The organism is Sulfitobacter sp. OXR-159 (genome assembly GCF_034377145.1).
GTDB lineage: Bacteria > Pseudomonadota > Alphaproteobacteria > Rhodobacterales > Rhodobacteraceae > Sulfitobacter.
Genome location: NZ_CP139707.1, coordinates 3,207,501 through 3,224,589, shown reverse-complemented (window position 1 = coordinate 3,224,589; position 17,089 = coordinate 3,207,501). Strand labels below are relative to the sequence as shown.

Here is a 17,089-nt window from a genome sequence, read left to right as displayed (position 1 = left end):
CCCCAGTACGTCATGCCCGAATTTTCTTTAAAGATCGTAAACGAAAAAGGCCTGCACGCGCGCGCCTCCGCCAAATTGGTAGAAGTGGTCGAGGCTTTTGATGCCCGCGCCGAAGTCAGCAAGGATGGCATGTCGGCCTCAGGCGACAGTATCATGGGGCTGTTGATGCTCGGCGCCTCCCGCGGCACCTCGATTGATGTCCAAACTTCCGGCCCCGATGCCGATGCCTTGGCCGACGCTTTGACCGCCCTCGTAGCGGATAAGTTCGGCGAAGGGTACTAAGCCCGCCGGGCGGGAAAAAGGATCCTCCGACCCCATGGATGACGCGCAAAAGCAGGCGGCCAAACCGGCCCAGACAGGTAACGGTACGGTGACCTTCACCAAATACGACCGCCGCAGCCTGTCTTATGCCTCGACCTTCGATGACCCATGGAAGGCGCGTGTGATCTCCGCGATGGAGCTTTTCACAGGCAAGCTCAAAATCCTGCGCCTGATCCGCAAGTTTGAGCAACGCGGCACCCCCTCGGGCCAAGCCTTCTGGCGCGCCGCACTCGACACGATGGGCATCGATCTCACCACCCCGCAAGAGCAGCTTGACCGCATCCCCAAAGAAGGGCCGGTCGTGGTTGTGGCGAACCACCCCCACGGCATGGTCGACGGCATGATTTTCGCCGATCTCATCGGCCGTGTGCGCCCCGACTACCGTATCCTCACCCGGTCACTGCTCACGTCGATCGACGAGGTGGCCGGCAGCTACATGATCCCGGTGCCATTCCCGCACGACCCGGATGCGCAGCGTAAAGGCGTTGAAATGCGCGCCAAAGCCATGGCCCACCTCAAAGACGGCGGCGTTGTGGCGCTATTCCCCTCCGGCGTCGTTGCCGCATCAGAAAGCTGGTGGGGCCCGGCGGTCGAAGCAGAATGGAACGTTTTCACCGCCAAGATGATCCGCCGCTCTGGTGCGCAGGTGGTCCCTATGCGCTTCCCCGGTCAGAACAGCCGCGCCTATCAGATCGCGAACAAACTCAGCCCGATGCTGCGCCAAGGGTTGTTGCTGCATGAAATCGCCCACGCCTGCGACAAGCCCCAAGGACCGATCGTCGGCCATCCGCTTGCCCAAGAAGAGATCGACCGCTGGGCCGACGACCCGCGCGGCTTCATGTCTTGGCTCCGCGCCCACACTTTGGCGCTGACCAACTGATCTTCATCCTTTTAAAAATACCCGCGGGGGAATCGCGCCATTGGCGCGATGGGGGCAGGGCCCCCAACACCCTTACGGCTTAGCGCGTCGGTACCGGTGTCTCGCCCCGGTAATCATAGAACCCGCGCTGCGTTTTGCGGCCCAGCCACCCGGCTTCGACATATTTGGTCAGCAGCGGGCAGGGGCGGTATTTCGTATCGGCCAGCCCATCATGCAGCACGTTCATGATCGCCAGACAGGTGTCCAAACCGATGAAATCCGCCAGTTCCAGAGGGCCCATTGGATGGTTGGCCCCCAGCTTCATCGAACTGTCGATCGACTCGACGTTGCCGACCCCTTCATAAAGCGTATAGACCGCCTCGTTGATCATCGGCATCAGGATGCGGTTCACGATAAAGGCTGGGAAATCCTCGGCCGAGGCGGCGGTCTTGCCCAAGCGGTCCACCACGGCTTTGCAGGCGTCATAGGTCTCCTTATCCGTGGCGATGCCGCGGATTAGTTCGACCAATTGCATCACCGGCACGGGGTTCATGAAATGAAAGCCCATGAATTTCTCGGGGCGGTCGGTGCGGCTGGCCAGACGGGTGATCGAGATCGAAGAGGTGTTCGAGGTCAGGATCGTCGTCGGTTTCAGATGCGGGATCAGGTCTTCGAAAATCGCCTGTTTCACCGTTTCCCGTTCCGTGGCGGCTTCGATCACCAGATCGCTCTGGCCCAGATCGCTCAGCGTCTGGGTCGTAGTGATGCGCGCCATGGCGGCGTCGCGCTCGGCAGCGGTGATCTTTTCGCGGCTGACTTGACGGTCCATATTGCCGGTCACGGTTTTCATCGCTTTGGCCAGCGCATCGGCGCTGACATCGTTCAGCAGCACGTCGTAGCCCGCCAGCGCCATGACATGGGCGATCCCGTTGCCCATTTGCCCTGCTCCCACGATACCGATTTTCTGGATGTCCATGGCCTGTCCTTTGCTTGAGTTCGGCGCACAATAGGGCGCGTGGCGGGGGTGCCGCAAGGGCAGCTGTTTACGAAAACTCACGGCAAATTCGCCCTTTAACAGAATCGCAGCCCCTACCGTGCAATCTGGCTTTGGGTGAACAACAAAGGTGGGTTCAATGACCTATGACGCAGTGGGGCCAGCGCCTCTGGACTATTTGCCATGCCGCTATGGCACCTCAAAGCTGATGTTTCGCGGCCCCCGCCGCAGGCTGGAGGCGCCCTATATCGCCTTTCTCGGCGGGACGGAGACCTATGGCAAATTCATTGAGGAGCCGTTTCCCGCGCGGGTCGAAGCCGAGATCGGCAAGACCTGCGTGAATTTCGGCTTTCCCAACGCGGGGATCGACGCCTTTGCGCATGATCCTTTCGTCGCGCAGGCCGCTTCGCAGGCGGATGTGACGGTAGTTCAGGTCATGGGCGCGCAGAACATGACCAACCGTTTCTATTCGGTCCACCGGCGCCGGAACGACCGGTTTGTTGGGGCCTCCGCGCTGTTGCAGACGATCTACCGCGAGGTTGATTTTTCCCAGTTCCACTTCAACCGGCACATGCTGACCCACCTCATGCAAGTCTCGCCCGAGCGGTTTGAGGCGGTGCGCGCAGAGCTGCAGCAGGCCTGGCTGGCGCGCATGCGTTTGATGCTGGGGCAGATACAGGGGCGCACGCTTTTGCTTTGGTTGGCCGACCGCCAGCCGGTCGCGGAGGCACAGCAGCCGGTGGGGGAGTTGGGCCATGATCCGCTGTTCGTGACCCGCGAAATGTTGGACTCGGTGGCCCTACATGCCACGGCCAAGATTGAGGTCGTCTCTCCCAAAGACCCCTTTGCCGGGCCGACCGCTGGCATGGTGGTCAGCGAATTCGAGGCGCAGGCTGCGTCGGAAATGCTGGGCCCCATGGCCCATGCCAATGCCGCCGCCGCCCTGACCGATGCGCTGCAAAGCATGTCCTGACGCTCCCGGTACAGGCGCATGCAATGAAAAAGGCCCGCCGAGAACGGCGGGCCTTTGGTGTTTCACGTGAAGAGCTTTACAGCTTTTCGATCAGTTCCGGCACGGCGTCGAAAAGGTCCGCCACAAGGCCATAGTCGGCAACCTGAAAGATCGGCGATTCTTCGTCTTTGTTGATCGCGACGATGATCTTGGAGTCCTTCATCCCCGCAAGGTGCTGGATCGCACCGGAGATGCCGACCGCGATATAGAGGTCAGGAGCCACAACTTTACCAGTCTGGCCCACCTGCCAATCGTTCGGCGCATAGCCCGAATCAACCGCCGCACGCGACGCGCCAACAGCCGCGCCAAGTTTGTCGGCCAGTTTTTCGATCAAGGCGAAGTCTTCTTCGGAGCCGACGCCACGACCACCGGAAACCACGACGCCTGCGCTTGTCAGTTCGGGGCGGTCCGATTCGGCGACCTTGTCTTCGACCCATGTCGACAAGCCGGGGTTGTCGGCAGCCGAGATGGTCTCGACCGAAGCAGAGCCGCCTTCACCCGCAGCATCGAAGGTCGATGTACGGAAGGTGATGACTTTCTTGGCGTCGTTGGATTTTACGGTCTGCACCGCGTTGCCGGCGTAGATCGGGCGCTCGAATGTGTCGGCATCGACAACGCCCGAAGCATCCGAAATCACCATGACATCAAGCAGGGCCGCGACGCGGGGCATGATGTTCTTGGCATCCGTGGTGGCGGGCGCGACGATGTGGTCGTAGTCACCAGCCAGCGACACGATCAGTGCTGCGGTGGCTTCGGCCAGACGGTGGCCCAGCATCTCGTCTTCGGCGACCAGCACTTTGGAGACGCCATCGATCTTGGCCGCCGCTTCGCCTGCCGCCGCGGCAGAGCTGCCCGCCGCCAGAACGGTCACGTCGCCCAGTTTCTTGGCCGCGGATACCGCCTTGGCGGTTGCGTCCATCGACAGTTCGCCGTCGGAAATCTCTGCAATCAGAAGAACAGCCATTACACAGCCCCCGCTTCTTTGAGTTTCGCCACAAGCTCGTCAACCGAACCGACCTTGATGCCAGCGGCACGTTCGGCGGGTTCCACGGTTTTGACGATTTCCAAGCGGTTGGAGACATCGACGCCGTAGTCTTCGGCGGTCTTTTCATCCAGCGGCTTTTTCTTGGCCTTCATGATGTTCGGCAGCGAGGCATAGCGCGGCTCGTTCAGGCGCAGGTCCACGGTGACGACTGTGGGCATGGAGACTTCGATGGTCTGCAAGCCGCCGTCGACTTCGCGGGTGACTTTTGCCTTGTCGCCTTCGATGGCGATTTCCGAGGCGAATGTTGCCTGCGACCAGCCCATCAACGCCGAGAGCATCTGCCCGGTGGCGTTCATGTCATTGTCGATCGCCTGTTTGCCGCAGAGCACGAGGCCCGGCTGCTCTTCGTCGACAATGGCTTTGAGGATCTTTGCCACGGCCAGAGGCTCGATGTCCTTATGCACATCGTCCGATGCGACCACGAGGATCGCGCGATCCGCACCCATGGCGAGCGCGGTACGCAGCGTTTCCTGCGCTTGCTTCACACCGATGGAGACAGCGACGACCTCTTCAGCCTGACCGGCTTCTTTCAGACGAATCGCTTGTTCAACGGCGATTTCGTCGAAGGGGTTCATCGACATTTTCACATTGGCAAGATCAACACCCGATCCGTCCGCTTTGACACGAACTTTCACGTTATAGTCGATCACGCGTTTGACAGGCACCAATACCTTCATGAGCGGTCTCTCTCCTCAGTTTGCGACGCGGGCTGGTGGCCCGGTCTCCCTAATTCTCCACACGGGTGTAACGAAGCGGATCGGATCAAAACAGGCCAAAATCGGCAGGTCGGCAGTTTTGAACGCGGCGTTTTCCCCGATTTTCGTCTGTTAGCGCTATTTTATGCGCGGTTCGCGCCCGGCACCCAGAGCACGTCTTCCTTGCCCGCGTTATTGGCCATACGCGCGGCGACGAAGAACCAGTCGCTGAGACGGTTCAGATAGGTGACACAGGCCGGGTTGATCGCCGTTTGCTCGGACAGCAGAACCGCCAGCCGTTCGGCGCGGCGCGCCACGGTGCGGCATACATGCAGATGTGCGGCCAGCGCGCGGCCACCGGGCAGGATAAAGCTGCGCAGCGGCTCCAACTCGGAGTTCATCACGTCGATCTCGCGTTCAAGCCGGTCAACCTGTTCTTGCGTGACCCGCAGGGGCGGGTACTCTGCATCGCGGTCGGCCGCCATATCGGGGCGGCAAAGGTCGGCGCCCAGATCAAAAAGGTCGTTCTGGATGCGGGCCAGTGCTTCGTCCGTCGCGCCGGTGGCTTCAAGCCGGGCAACGCCGACAAAACAGTTCAACTCATCCGAGGTGCCATAGGCCTCGACCCGCGCGTCATGTTTGGCGACACGTTCGCCATTGCCAAGCGCAGTCGTGCCCTTGTCCCCGGTGCGGGTGTAAATCTTGTTCAGTACAACCATCAGATCGTGCCCCCTCGGAAATAGACATAGGCAAGGATCAGCAGCACGGCGATGAACTGCGCGATAATCCGCCAGCGCATTAGCTTGTTGGCGTTGCGTTTGTTGAACTTGCCTCCGGTGGCAAAGCCGCCCAGCCCCATCAGGAGCACGACGGCGACCGCCACGACGGAAAGCAGGACGATCACGAAAAACGGATCATTTGGCATAGGCTGTCCTTTCGTTGGCCCCGAGATGTAGCGGCGCAGGACAGTCGCGCAACCAAAATCAGCGGCTGGTGACCCAGTCCAGCGCCCGCGTCGGCAGGATACGCCGCAAAACACCGGCGATGTGGGTTGGGGTTGTGACGAAATAGCGCGGGCGGGGTCGGGGGGACTCGACGGCATGGGCCAGCTTTTCGACCACCGCCTCGGGCGGGAGTTCGAAACGGTCCTTTTTGCCACTATCGTCATAGAGCCGGGGGCGCATGGTGGCCTCATACTCCGCCGCGCGGGGGCTGTTTTTCCAGTCGATCCAGCGCTCGAAGCGCGGGATCGCCTTGGTCCGCAGCTTTGAGGTGACGGGCCCGGGTTCGATCAGGATCAACTCAACCCCCGTGCCGCGCATTTCAAGCCGCAGGGTGTCGGTCAGCCCCTCCAGCGCGAATTTCGTGGAGTTATACGCCCCGCGCCATGGCATCGCCACCATGCCAAGCACCGAAGAACATTGCACGATCCGCCCATGCCCCTGTTTGCGCATCACCGGGATCACCGCGCGGGTCAGGCTGTGCCAGCCAAAGAAATTCGCCTCAAATATCTCGCGCAGGGCATCGGTGGGAAGGTCTTCGACCAGTCCGGGCGTGGCGTGGGCGCCGTTGTTAAAGACAGCATCCAAGGTGCCGCCGGTTTGCTCTAGTACTTGGGCGAGGGCCGACTGGATGCTGGCCTCATCGGTATAATCGAGACGGGGCGCATCGAACCCTTCGGCGCTCAGCCGGTCGCAATCCGCTTGTTGGCGGCAGGCGGCAAAGACGCGCCAGCCGCGGGCGCGCATGCCATGGGCGGCGGCATAGCCGATGCCGCTGGAACAACCGGTGATGAGGATGGAACGGGTCGCAGACATGCAAAGGGCCCTTCATTTGAAAGGCCCTTCATCGCGCGATGCTGTAAGATTGGCAAGTTAGCCGTTGTTGAGCAGGAAGTCTGCCATCCAGCCGGATGCCGTGCCGTCGACGCTGCGAAAGCGCACCCAACCGGCACCGTTATCTTCGACCACCTCTACGGCGTCACCTTTGCCCAGTTTCCCGACCACACCGAAATTGGTGCCCGGCCCACCGCGGACATTGACGCGGGTGCCATTCACTTTGCGGATGTCGGCCTGCGTCGTGCTGACATAGGTCGTGCCGTTGTCGGTGGCGTTGATCAGGCTTGGAATGACGACCGGCGCATTGGCGCTTGTGGTCGAATAGGCGGCCTTTTCTACTTTGGGGGTGCTGGTGCTGACGGCTTTCACGACTTTCGCGCCAGCGCGGTCCGCGGGGGTGGCCACGGCCTTTTGCACCATCGCGTCATTGGCCTGCGGCAAGTCGCTGAGGGTCGTAAGGTTCAGCGCCACGCGGGTCGCAGTCACATCCCGTGCCGGTGCGCGCTCGGCGAAGGGGGTGATGGGGCTTTCGGCCTTGCGGGCTGCATTTGCCGCGGCGGCGGTGACAAGGTTGGACGAGGTTGTGCCGGCTTCTGCGCTGGCGATCAGCGCCGAAGCTGCCGTCTCAGAGCTGGCCATCTGCGGGCCTGCTGGCACGAAATCCGCCCCGCCGCTCATCTCGTAGAATGCCCAGCCCATGAAACCAAATGTCAAAAAGATGAACCGTTTCATTTTGCTGTTCCTTGTCCCGTGTCAAAACCATGTTGCTGTTGAGAGACCAACGCGAAACTTCGCGAATGGTTCAATTCCGATTGGCAAGAATTCGCATATCCGGAAAGTATTGCTTTTTTCTCACTTGAAACCGTGTTGGCGACCTTTTTCCCGAGTCGACTGCGGGCAAACGGCGGGCAATCTGTCGCTTGCCCGCTCTGCCGTGCTTGGCTAAAAGACCCGTCATGTCAGACATAAGCACACCCCCAGAACTCGACCCGAATGACCTGTCCGAGCCGCTGCGCCGCGCCTTGGGAGAGCGGTATCTGACCTATGCCTTGAGCACGATCATGCACCGGGCGCTGCCGGATGCGCGCGATGGGTTGAAACCGGTGCACCGCCGCATCCTTTATGCCATGCGCGAGTTGCGGCTGTCCTCGACGGGCGGCTTCCGTAAATCGGCAAAGATTTCGGGCGACGTGATGGGGAACTATCACCCGCATGGCGATGCCGCGATCTATGACGCGATGGCGCGGTTGGCGCAGGATTTCAACGTGCGCTATCCGCTGGTCGACGGGCAGGGCAACTTTGGCAACATCGACGGCGATAACCCGGCGGCCTCGCGCTATACCGAGGCGCGGATGACCGCCGTGGCCGAAGCCATGCTGGAAGGGCTGAACGAGAACGCTGTCGATTTCCGTGAGAACTACGACGGCACATTGACCGAGCCGGTGGTGCTGCCCGCGCAATTTCCGAATCTGCTGGCCAATGGTTCTTCGGGCATCGCCGTGGGCATGGCCACGAACATCCCGCCGCATAACATTGCCGAGCTGTGTGACGCCTGTATTCACCTGATCAAGACGCCCGACGCCCGCGACGAGACGTTGTTGAACTACGTCCCCGGCCCGGATTTTCCCACCGGTGGCGTGATCGTCGAGCCGCCTGAGAATATCGCCAATGCCTACCGCACGGGGCGTGGCTCCTTCCGGCTGCGCTGTCGTTGGGAAGTTGAGGACCTTGGCCGGGGCGCTTGGCAGATTGTCGTTACCGAGATTCCCTATCAGGTTCAGAAATCCAAGCTGATCGAAAAGATCGCCGAACTGATCCAGACCAAGAAGATCCCGATTCTTGCCGATGTCCGCGACGAATCCGCCGAAGACATTCGCATGATCATCGAGCCGCGCTCGAAGAACGTCGATCCGAACGTGCTGATGGGGATGTTGTTCCGCAACTCGGACCTTGAGGTGCGCTTCTCGCTCAATATGAACGTGTTGATCGACGGCCAAACGCCCAAGGTCTGCTCGCTCAAGGAAGTGTTGCGCGCTTTCCTCGACCACCGGCGCGAGGTGCTGCAACGTCGCTCGCGGCACCGGATGGACAAGATCGACCACCGGCTTGAGGTGCTGCAGGGCCTGATCACGGCTTTCCTGAACCTTGACCGGGTGATCGAGATCATCCGCTACGACGACGACCCCAAAGCCGCCTTGATGTACGAGGATTGGAGCCGTGCGCATCAGGATACGCTGAGCCGCGCGATGGACGAATCCGCCTATGTCTCGCCCTTGGCGGGGGTCGATGTGTCGAAACTGGCGGTCATCGCGGATGCCGAGGCCGAAGCCACCGGCGTGCTGACTGAGAGCGGTGACACCCGCGCCATCCCGCACAGCTATGCAGGCCGCGAGAATGGCCTGTCGGATGTGCAGGCCGAAGCGATCCTCAACATGCGCCTGCGGTCCTTGCGGCGTTTGGAAGAAGACGCGCTGGTGAAAGAGCGTGACACGCTGATGACCGAACGCGCGGGGCTCGAAGACCTGCTGGAGAGCGACGACCTGCAATGGTCCACCATCGCCGACCAGCTGCGCGCGACGAAAAAGCAGTTCGGCAAGGACTGGGTGATCGACGGCATCAAACGCGGCCAGCGCCTGACCGAATTCGACACCGCCGGAGAGGTTGAGGATGTCCCGATCGAGGCGATGATCGACCGCGAACCGATCACCGTGGTCTGCTCCCAGATGGGCTGGATCCGCGCCATGACCGGCCATATCGATCTCGGTCGTGAGTTGAAGTTCAAAGACGGCGACGGCCCGCGCTTTATCTTCCATGCCGAAACGACGGACCGGTTGCTGGTCTTCGGCTCGAACGGGCGTTTCTACACCGTCTCCGCCGCCAACCTGCCCGGCGGGCGGGGCATGGGCGAGCCTTTGCGTCTGATGGTTGATCTGCCCAACGAAGTGCAGATCGTGTCACTCTTTATCCACCAGCCGGGGCGCAAGCTGTTGGTTGCCTCAACGGCAGGCGACGGTTTCGTGGTGCCCGAGGATGACGTCGTGGCCCAGACCCGCAGCGGCAAACAGGTGCTCAATGTGCGTGGCGAAGGCGTCTCGGCGCTGGTCTGTCATCCGGTGTCGGGCGACAGCGTCGCCACCGTGGGCGAGAACCGCAAGGTGCTGGTCTTTGGCCTTGATGAATTGCCCGAGATGGGCCGGGGCAAGGGCGTGCGCCTGCAGAAGTACAAGGATGGCGGCCTGTCGGACGCCACGACCTTCACACGGGAAGCGGGCCTCAGCTGGCAAGACCCGGCGGGCCGGACACGTACCGAGGCCGATCTGGCCGAATGGACCGGCAAGCGCGCAAGCTCGGGCCGGATGGCGCCGCGCGGCTTCCCGCGCGACAACAAGTTCACGTGAAACAGCCGCGCCTTTCGGGGCGCGGTCAGTCCAGCGGCTCGGCGGTCATCCAGACGCCGCCCTCGGGGCGCAGTGTCAGGATCATCACCGGCTCCGGGTCCTTTCCCAGCACAGGCGTGAACTTGAACCGCCCCAGCAGGGTGGCGAGGATGATCACCGCCTCCTGCAACGCAAAGCTCGCCCCGATGCAGATGCGCGGTCCGTCCCCGAAGGGCAGATAGGCATAGCGATCAATCGCCTTGCGGTCGGCAAAGCGCTCGGGCCGGAAAGCATCGGGATCGTCCCAAAGCAGTTCATTGCGGCCTAGCGCGTAGATCGGGATCATCACCGTGTCGCCGGGGCGGATTTCGCGGTCGCAGAGCCTGTCGTGCTTTTGCGCCGTGCGCGAAATGATCCCGGCGGCGGGGTAGAGCCGCAGCGCCTCATCGATGATCATCCGCACCAAGGGCAGCTTGTCCACATCGTCGCCGGTGCAGGCACGGCCTTGCAGCACATCGCGCACCTCTGCGCGGGCGCGCGCCTGCATCTCGGGGTCGAACCCCATGAGGTACATCGACCAAGCCAGCGTCAGCGCCGTTGTCTCATGCCCCGCGACGATGAAGGTCAAAAGGTTGTCGCGTAACTCTCCGGTGTTCATCTGGCGCTTGGTCTTGGGGTCTTCGCCCTCCAGTAGCAGGTCCAGCAGATCGGGCGTGCCGTCATGGCCGCGCGCCACCCGCGCTTCGATCGCCTGATCGGCCATCGCCTTCATCTGCTTCAGCGCCTGACCGGACATCATCCGCCCCGGACGCGGCAGCCAATCGGGCAGGCCGAGGATATCGAAGAGGCTGATCTTACCCGCCTCGGCGATATAGTCGTCGATGGCGCCATGCACTTTGTCGCGGTCAAAGGTGCCATCGCCTGAGAAGGTCACGTCGCCAATCACCTCGAAAGTCGTCGTCACCATCTCATCGAGCATATTGACCGCGCGCGGCCCCGCAGCGGCGATGCGCTTGGCCGAGCGGTCGGCGGCGGCGCTCATCACCGGGGCAAGGTTGCGCACGTTGCGCTGAGAGAAGACGGGGGCTGCCGCCCGACGCTGCCAGCGCCAATGCGCCCCTTCTGCAATGAAAAGCGATTCCCCGATGGCCGGGCGTAGCAGGTTCTTGGTGACATCGGACTTCGGGTAGTCCTCCAGCCGGTCGAGCAGGATTTCCCGGATCGCACCCGGGTCCATCACCATATGCCAGTGCTTGCCGGTCTTACCCGAAACCATGGGCTGGGTGGTGGCGATCTTGGGGATGATGCTCAGCACGTTGCGCCGGGCCATCTGCAAACTGCCGAGCATTCCTACAGGCTCGGTCACCAGCGGTACGCGCACGGGCAGGGGGGATGGTTGGGTCATGATGCTGTCCTCACTCATATCCAAGATAGACCGGACCGGCAGGCGCGCAACTGCGGCAAATGATTGCGCCCCTCCCGGCCATCGGCTACCCCTTTTCGAAATCTTAACGCCCCCGAAGGATTGCCCATGTTCCGAGTTCTTGCCCTGTTGACCTTCGTCGCGACGCTGGCCGCCTGCAACGGGGCCTCCGACCTCGACAAAGCGCCGACCCCGCTGGGGGACTTCAACCTGCACCACAATATCGTCGTGGCGCCCAAAGCGCAGAAGGGGCCGCTGAGCCGCGAGGTCAGCAAAGAAGAACTGGCCGAGGCCGTGCGCGCCGCCACCGCCGAACGCTTTGACCGCTACGATGGGGAGCGTCTCTATCACTTTGGCATCAGCGTGGAAGGCTACGTGCTGGCGCAGCCGGGCATCCCGCTGGTCTTTGCCCCGAAGTCGATCCTGATCCTTAACCTCACGGTCTGGGATGACGCGAAGAACATGAAGCTGAACCCCGAGCCGCATCAGATCACTGTCTTCGAATCCCTCGATCAGGGCCCGGTTGTTGGCTCGGGCTATACCAAATCCGCCGAAGAGCAGCTCAAGAACCTCAGCCAGAACGCGGCCAAGTCGATCGAGACCTATCTGGTCAAGCAAAACCGCGAAGAGGGTTGGTTCAGCGGTGGTGTGGCATCGTCGCCTGCCGGGGAGTCGGAGGATAAATAACCCCCGTCGGGGCGCGCCGAACCGCTGCCGCATGGGCCCGATGGGCTTTAAGTGGCCCCAAGACGCAAGTCACGCTTGATTTTACCGCCCGAACCCAATACATCGCCCGCCAGATAGGGTTCGGGTCCCCGTTGGGGCCCCTCAATTAAAAGGGCGCCACCATGGCAAAGGCAAAGTTTGAACGTAACAAGCCACACGTCAACATCGGCACAATCGGCCACGTTGACCACGGTAAAACCACGCTGACCGCGGCGATCACCAAATACTTCGGTGACTTCCAAGCGTATGACCAGATCGACGGCGCGCCCGAAGAGAAGGCCCGCGGCATCACCATCTCGACCGCACACGTCGAGTATGAGACCGAAGCACGTCACTACGCCCACGTCGACTGCCCCGGCCACGCTGACTATGTGAAAAACATGATCACCGGTGCGGCTCAGATGGACGGCGCGATCTTGGTTGTGAACGCGGCCGACGGCCCGATGCCCCAGACCCGCGAGCACATCCTGCTCGGCCGTCAGGTTGGCATCCCCGCCATGGTCGTCTTCATGAACAAAGTTGACCAGGTCGACGACGAAGAGCTGCTCGAGCTGGTTGAGATGGAAATCCGCGAGCTGCTGTCTTCCTACGACTACCCCGGCGACGACATCCCCGTTGTGCCCGGTTCCGCACTGGCGGCGATGGAAGGCCGCGATGAGGCCATCGGCGAAAACGCGATCCGCAAGCTGATGGAAGAAGTCGACAACTACATCCCGACACCTGAGCGTGCTGTTGACCAGCCGTTCCTGATGCCCGTCGAAGACGTGTTCTCGATCTCTGGTCGTGGTACCGTTGTGACCGGCCGTGTTGAGCGGGGCGTGATCAACGTTGGCGACGAAATCGAAATCGTCGGCATCCGCGACACCAAGAAAACCACCTGCACAGGCGTGGAAATGTTCCGCAAGCTGCTGGACCGTGGTGAAGCTGGCGACAACATCGGCGCGCTGCTGCGTGGCGTTGAGCGTGACGGCGTTGAGCGCGGTCAGGTTCTTTGCAAGCCCGGTTCCGTGAACCCGCACACCAAGTTCGAAGCCGAAGCCTATATCCTCACCAAAGAGGAAGGTGGCCGTCACACGCCGTTCTTCGCGAACTACCGTCCGCAGTTCTACTTCCGTACAACTGACGTGACCGGCACCGTTCAGCTGGCAGAAGGCACCGAGATGGTCATGCCCGGCGACAACGTGTCCTTCGGCGTTGAGCTGATCGCACCGATCGCCATGGAAAACGGCCTGCGCTTCGCGATCCGCGAAGGTGGCCGTACCGTTGGCGCCGGCGTTGTTTCCAAAATCACTGAGTGATTTTGGGCTGGGCCTTCGGGCCTGACGTCTGAGAGATTTGAAAGGCCGCAGCGTTTGCTGCGGCCTTTTGCTTTTGTGGGGGGGCACCTACGGCCCTTGAAACGAAAAAAGGCCGGCTCCTGTAAGAGCCAGCCTTTCTCATTCCTATCTTTCGCACTTACGCGGCGTCTGCGTTCACACCGCCCTTGGTCGCGATCTCCGTCATGCGGCGGTCGCCGTCATAGGTGTGATTAAGCTGCTCCTGCAGCTGCGCGCCGTCTTCGTCCTCGCCCAAGCGATTGGCAAAGGCCACAACGCAGCCGTATCCGGCCAATGCATAATGCACCATGCGCTGATACTGCGTGATGATCATCGCATCGCGGGCGTCGTTGTCGCCGAAGTCTTCTTCCAGCACATGTTTATGCGCCTCTTTCACAAGGCCCTCCATGCCGTGGCAGTGCTCTGCGTCGGGATCGAGGTCATGTTTCGCGCAGATGGACTTCAGCACATCCATCCCTTTGGCGATTCCGTTGCTGCCATCGATCAGCGCTTCCGACAGCTCCTTGTCCTCCGCCGCGCGACCCAGTGCGTTGGTCGCTTCAAGCGACTGCTTGCAGGCAGAGTAGAGGTCTTGCAGTTGGTCGGTGTAGACGTCTTTGAGATTGTTCATAGTCATCGGTCGTCCTCCAATTTCGGGCTTGGTTCGACGAGAAAACGTAAGCTGGCCGTGCAATGTTCCCCAAAGAAGAGAATATCACCGGAAAGGTCAGATCTGCTCTTGATCCGCCGCCCGTTTGCGACTACCCAAACCCCCGGCATAGGGGTTTAGCTCAGTTGGTAGAGCATCGGTCTCCAAAACCGAGGGTCGTGGGTTCGAGTCCCTCAGCCCCTGCCACATCTCTTCAAATCTGTAATGAGGACCTGCGCATCTAGCGGGGCGGTTGGTTTGTTTTCGCCGCTTGGTGTCTCATCGGCCTGGGGATTGCCGCCTGAAGGGCTGTTGTGAGTCGCCGCATTTCTTACACTTTAAAACGGCTCCCCTGTCGTTGGAACGGAACCGCCAAGCTGGCTTTCTGTAGTGCGAAGGAAAAGGTGGCAGAAACCGGGGTTTTAATCCGGAAGAGCCACGATGAGCCCGGAAGAAAGCGGATGGGCTAGAAGCCTTTAGAATATGGGAAATTTAGGTGACGAGGCGGCGAGTGTGGTAAGTTGGCACTGCCAATTAACCTTCGCACCCCTGCCGACCTCATCAGTATAGCGCAAGAGTGGCGTTATAAAAATAAGGGTTTTGCCAAAAAAAGGTGGGACGCAACGTCGGCATTTCAGCAGAGACGTCCCACCTTGTTAAAACCCCAGTTAAATATGATTTAAAAGGAAGGATAGCCAAGGATGCATTGTCCTGAGGTGGGACGTTACTGTTTTCTCAAAGAAGTAGCTAACAGATCACTCGGCTACGACTACCGATCCGCCCTCTGAGCTGAGCGCGGCAGAGTCGGGGGAAGGTCGAGCTGAGAATTCTGTTCTACCAGACTTTTGCATTCCAGCGGCAGACAGAAGTGCTCTATTCTGTGTTCGAGCCGAGTTAAGCATATAGTCCCATTCAATGGCCTCAATCGTAACGCCAGAAAAGTCGCCGCCCAACCTGCGTTGGCGACCTAGGCCATTGTAGATGGGCTCCCATCCAGAGACCTCTTCGCCCAAGCGACCCAAGAAGTCGGCTACGACTAGGCAATGAAATTGACAGTCAACGAGAGGGGGCCCAGCCGATGACCCTTCGGGAATGCAGGTCCAATATCACAGCCAGATACAGCCAACCCTCTCGTGTCCAAATATAGCTGATGTCGCCAGCCTATTTCTGGTTTGGCGCATCTGCCATGAAGTCACGATCCAACAGATTGGGCGCGATGTCGAACTTGTGATCGCTGTCCCCCTCTCGGCAGGTTGCTCCGCAATCGCTTGCCGGGCAATGGTTGTGACCTTGTGCTTACGTGTTCGCACAACAGATATGCAGTTCTGGCGCGTCCACTGCCTGGTAGTCGCTGCTTGCAGCGATGAGAGGGAAACGGCCAACACGACGATGGCCAACATCCAGACCAATTTCCTTCAACTCTTCGGTCATGCGCGGCCTGTCATGGCTGCCAGGCTCAGACGAGATTGCACTTTGATATGTGCAAGCGTGATCAGATCAGACCGCTGCCTGCGGCTGGCGGGGCGGCTTCGGAAGGCGCGCAGACCGCGCGAGCTGACCTGCATAACTTGGCACATACGCTGTATGGAAAACGTGGTCTGGTGCTCTTCGATGAACTTAAACCTCACAGATTTTGACCCGCAAGAAATACTGTGGCCTCTTTAGAATCTCCCGCTCATCCTTGAAATTGCGGTTTTCGCACCCAAGCCGGTCATTCTGTTGGGCAAAGCTCAAATCCCCTTTCGACACCGCATCCGTATCTCGATGTGCTGTGATCCGCTTGTTCAGTGTCGACATCCCGACGCCAAGATCATCCGTCGCTTGCTTGCGTGTTAGTTCACTGGTCAGTGCGATACGCACCACATCTTGGCGGAACTTGCCGTCCATTTCATTTCCATAGTCAATCTCCTTTGTTTGTTTCAGTAGATGCTATCAAAGGAGCGGCTTTAAACCGCGGCAGGTCCAAAGCGATTCACGTCACCTGAGAGGCAGCTGCTTTAAATCGCCGTAACATCCTGTCGCCAGGTGAGCCTGATTACTGCGTCAAAGCCCAGAAATAGCGCGCGATTTCAGTTACTTGTCGAAAGGTTCCCTGAAACCCACACTTTTCTCAACTTTCTGCTTGCGGGTTTCTGTCACTCGCCTTAGAACCCCCTCTACCGGCGGCGCAGAGATGCAGCAGCGGGGCGCCAGACGGGGCGGACGGGAGCGGAGACGCTGAGTTCGGTTCGGAAAGCGGATAAGAAAATTCGAGGTATTAGGGCGGGGCGCGCCAAGAAGTTAGGGCGCATCTCAGTTTCTTTTGTCTCAACGTTGTTTGAAAATTTGATATCTGAAGAGATATGTGGGCGGTTTGGTTCATTCGATGGATCAACGTCTGTATATCGCGCTCTTAGGCTTCGGCCGATGATAGAGTGTCAGCTTCACTGTTTGGACGGCTTTCGACTACTTTGTAGTCTCAAGCACAACAAACAGAGAATGGCTTGTATCTTTCAGTAAGGGATACAGGTCGATGTGCAGAGGTTCGACGTCAAGGATAAGCTAGCAATAGCTTTTCAACTTGAGAGTTTGATCCTGGCTCAGAACGAACGCTGGCGGCAGGCCTAACACATGCAAGTCGAGCGAGACCTTCGGGTCTAGCGGCGGACGGGTTAGTAACGCGTGGGAACGTGCCCTTCTCTGCGGAATAGCCACTGGAAACGGTGAGTAATACCGCATACGCCCTTCGGGGGAAAGATTTATCGGAGAAGGATCGGCCCGCGTTAGATTAGATAGTTGGTGGGGTAACGGCCTACCAAGTCTACGATCTATAGCTGGTTTTAGAGGATGATCAG

General features: G+C 60.1%; 17 protein-coding genes, 1 tRNA gene, 1 rRNA gene and 1 pseudogene (1 of these 20 running past the window's edge). 8 read left to right on the top strand and 12 right to left on the bottom strand.

The genetic code is table 11. The features are described 5' to 3' along the window. Nucleotides 1-12 precede the first annotated feature (12 nt). Together T8A63_RS16495 and T8A63_RS16490 are read left to right on the top strand one after the other, a co-directional pair. A complete protein-coding gene (locus T8A63_RS16495) occupies nt 13-282 on the top strand; it encodes an HPr family phosphocarrier protein (protein ID WP_067623964.1) in 270 nt (89 codons plus the stop codon). 34 nt (nt 283-316) lie between these two features. Continuing rightward, nucleotides 317-1,201: a lysophospholipid acyltransferase family protein gene (locus T8A63_RS16490; RefSeq protein ID WP_300049772.1), complete on the top strand. Its 885-nt coding sequence runs from the start codon at nt 317-319 to the stop codon at nt 1,199-1,201. Between the two features lie 79 nt (nt 1,202-1,280). Here the strand turns inward: T8A63_RS16490 and T8A63_RS16485 are convergent, their stop codons facing one another. Then, nucleotides 1,281-2,156, bottom strand: coding sequence for a 3-hydroxybutyryl-CoA dehydrogenase (locus T8A63_RS16485; RefSeq protein WP_067623959.1), 876 nt, complete (start codon nt 2,154-2,156; stop codon nt 1,281-1,283). A gap of 157 nt (nt 2,157-2,313) precedes the next feature. Between T8A63_RS16485 and T8A63_RS16480 the strand changes: the two genes are divergently transcribed. Next, nucleotides 2,314-3,147 (top strand): DUF6473 family protein, encoded by an 834-nt coding sequence (locus tag T8A63_RS16480; protein WP_322344453.1) that lies wholly within the window; start codon nt 2,314-2,316, stop codon nt 3,145-3,147. Between the two features lie 76 nt (nt 3,148-3,223). Here the strand turns inward: T8A63_RS16480 and T8A63_RS16475 are convergent, their stop codons facing one another. From T8A63_RS16475 to T8A63_RS16450, 6 genes are all read right to left on the bottom strand, one after another. Next, nucleotides 3,224-4,150, bottom strand: a complete 927-nt coding sequence (locus T8A63_RS16475; RefSeq protein WP_067623955.1) for an electron transfer flavoprotein subunit alpha/FixB family protein — start codon at nt 4,148-4,150, stop codon at nt 3,224-3,226. Next, on the bottom strand, nt 4,150-4,908 hold the full coding sequence (locus tag T8A63_RS16470; protein ID WP_067623952.1) for an electron transfer flavoprotein subunit beta/FixA family protein: 759 nt from the start codon (nt 4,906-4,908) through the stop codon (nt 4,150-4,152). Before T8A63_RS16470 ends, T8A63_RS16475 begins: the two co-directional genes overlap by 1 nt. A 161-nt stretch (nt 4,909-5,069) precedes the next feature. Next, entirely contained in the window at nt 5,070-5,645 is a 576-nt protein-coding gene (locus tag T8A63_RS16465; protein ID WP_067940757.1) for a cob(I)yrinic acid a,c-diamide adenosyltransferase, read from the bottom strand. After that, nucleotides 5,645-5,851: a twin transmembrane helix small protein gene (locus T8A63_RS16460; RefSeq protein WP_067623948.1), complete on the bottom strand. Its 207-nt coding sequence runs from the start codon at nt 5,849-5,851 to the stop codon at nt 5,645-5,647. Before T8A63_RS16460 ends, T8A63_RS16465 begins: the two co-directional genes overlap by 1 nt. Before the next feature lie 58 nt (nt 5,852-5,909). Then, complete coding sequence (locus tag T8A63_RS16455; RefSeq protein ID WP_322344452.1) at nt 5,910-6,743, bottom strand: SDR family oxidoreductase; 834 nt, start codon at nt 6,741-6,743, stop codon at nt 5,910-5,912. Nucleotides 6,744-6,800: 57 nt separating this feature from the next. Then, nucleotides 6,801-7,496, bottom strand: coding sequence for an SH3 domain-containing protein (locus T8A63_RS16450; protein ID WP_322344451.1), 696 nt, complete (start codon nt 7,494-7,496; stop codon nt 6,801-6,803). 224 nt (nt 7,497-7,720) lie between these two features. Between T8A63_RS16450 and T8A63_RS16445 the strand changes: the two genes are divergently transcribed. Further along, entirely contained in the window at nt 7,721-10,162 is a 2,442-nt protein-coding gene (locus T8A63_RS16445) for a DNA topoisomerase IV subunit A (protein WP_300049752.1), read from the top strand. A 25-nt stretch (nt 10,163-10,187) separates the two neighbouring features. Here T8A63_RS16445 and T8A63_RS16440 read toward each other — a convergent pair whose 3' ends face one another. Beyond that, on the bottom strand, nt 10,188-11,546 hold the full coding sequence (locus T8A63_RS16440; RefSeq protein WP_322344450.1) for a cytochrome P450: 1,359 nt from the start codon (nt 11,544-11,546) through the stop codon (nt 10,188-10,190). A gap of 126 nt (nt 11,547-11,672) precedes the next feature. Between T8A63_RS16440 and T8A63_RS16435 the strand changes: the two genes are divergently transcribed. After that, nucleotides 11,673-12,251, top strand: coding sequence for a hypothetical protein (locus T8A63_RS16435; protein ID WP_322344449.1), 579 nt, complete (start codon nt 11,673-11,675; stop codon nt 12,249-12,251). A 161-nt stretch (nt 12,252-12,412) separates the two neighbouring features. Next, on the top strand, nt 12,413-13,588 hold the full coding sequence (gene tuf, locus T8A63_RS16430; RefSeq protein WP_269347167.1) for an elongation factor Tu: 1,176 nt from the start codon (nt 12,413-12,415) through the stop codon (nt 13,586-13,588). Between the two features lie 157 nt (nt 13,589-13,745). Here tuf and T8A63_RS16425 read toward each other — a convergent pair whose 3' ends face one another. Then, on the bottom strand, nt 13,746-14,243 hold the full coding sequence (locus T8A63_RS16425) for a DUF892 family protein (protein WP_300058398.1): 498 nt from the start codon (nt 14,241-14,243) through the stop codon (nt 13,746-13,748). Nucleotides 14,244-14,386: 143 nt separating this feature from the next. On the opposite strand from T8A63_RS16425, the gene T8A63_RS16420 reads away from it, so the two are divergent. Continuing rightward, a tRNA-Trp gene (locus T8A63_RS16420) sits at nt 14,387-14,462 on the top strand. An 861-nt stretch (nt 14,463-15,323) separates the two neighbouring features. On the opposite strand, the pseudogene T8A63_RS16415 reads toward T8A63_RS16420, so the two are convergent. The 3 genes and pseudogenes from T8A63_RS16415 to T8A63_RS16405 all read right to left on the bottom strand — a co-directional run. Further along, nucleotides 15,324-15,494 (bottom strand): annotated as a pseudogene (locus T8A63_RS16415) (DDE-type integrase/transposase/recombinase); the annotation flags it as partial. Between the two features lie 57 nt (nt 15,495-15,551). Then, a complete protein-coding gene (locus T8A63_RS16410) occupies nt 15,552-15,686 on the bottom strand; it encodes a hypothetical protein (protein ID WP_322344448.1) in 135 nt (44 codons plus the stop codon). A gap of 186 nt (nt 15,687-15,872) precedes the next feature. Beyond that, entirely contained in the window at nt 15,873-16,142 is a 270-nt protein-coding gene (locus tag T8A63_RS16405) for a hypothetical protein (protein WP_322344447.1), read from the bottom strand. 669 nt (nt 16,143-16,811) lie between these two features. Here T8A63_RS16405 and T8A63_RS16400 point away from each other — a divergent pair. Then, nucleotides 16,812-17,089 (top strand): 16S ribosomal RNA (locus T8A63_RS16400); it runs 1,186 nt beyond the window's last position.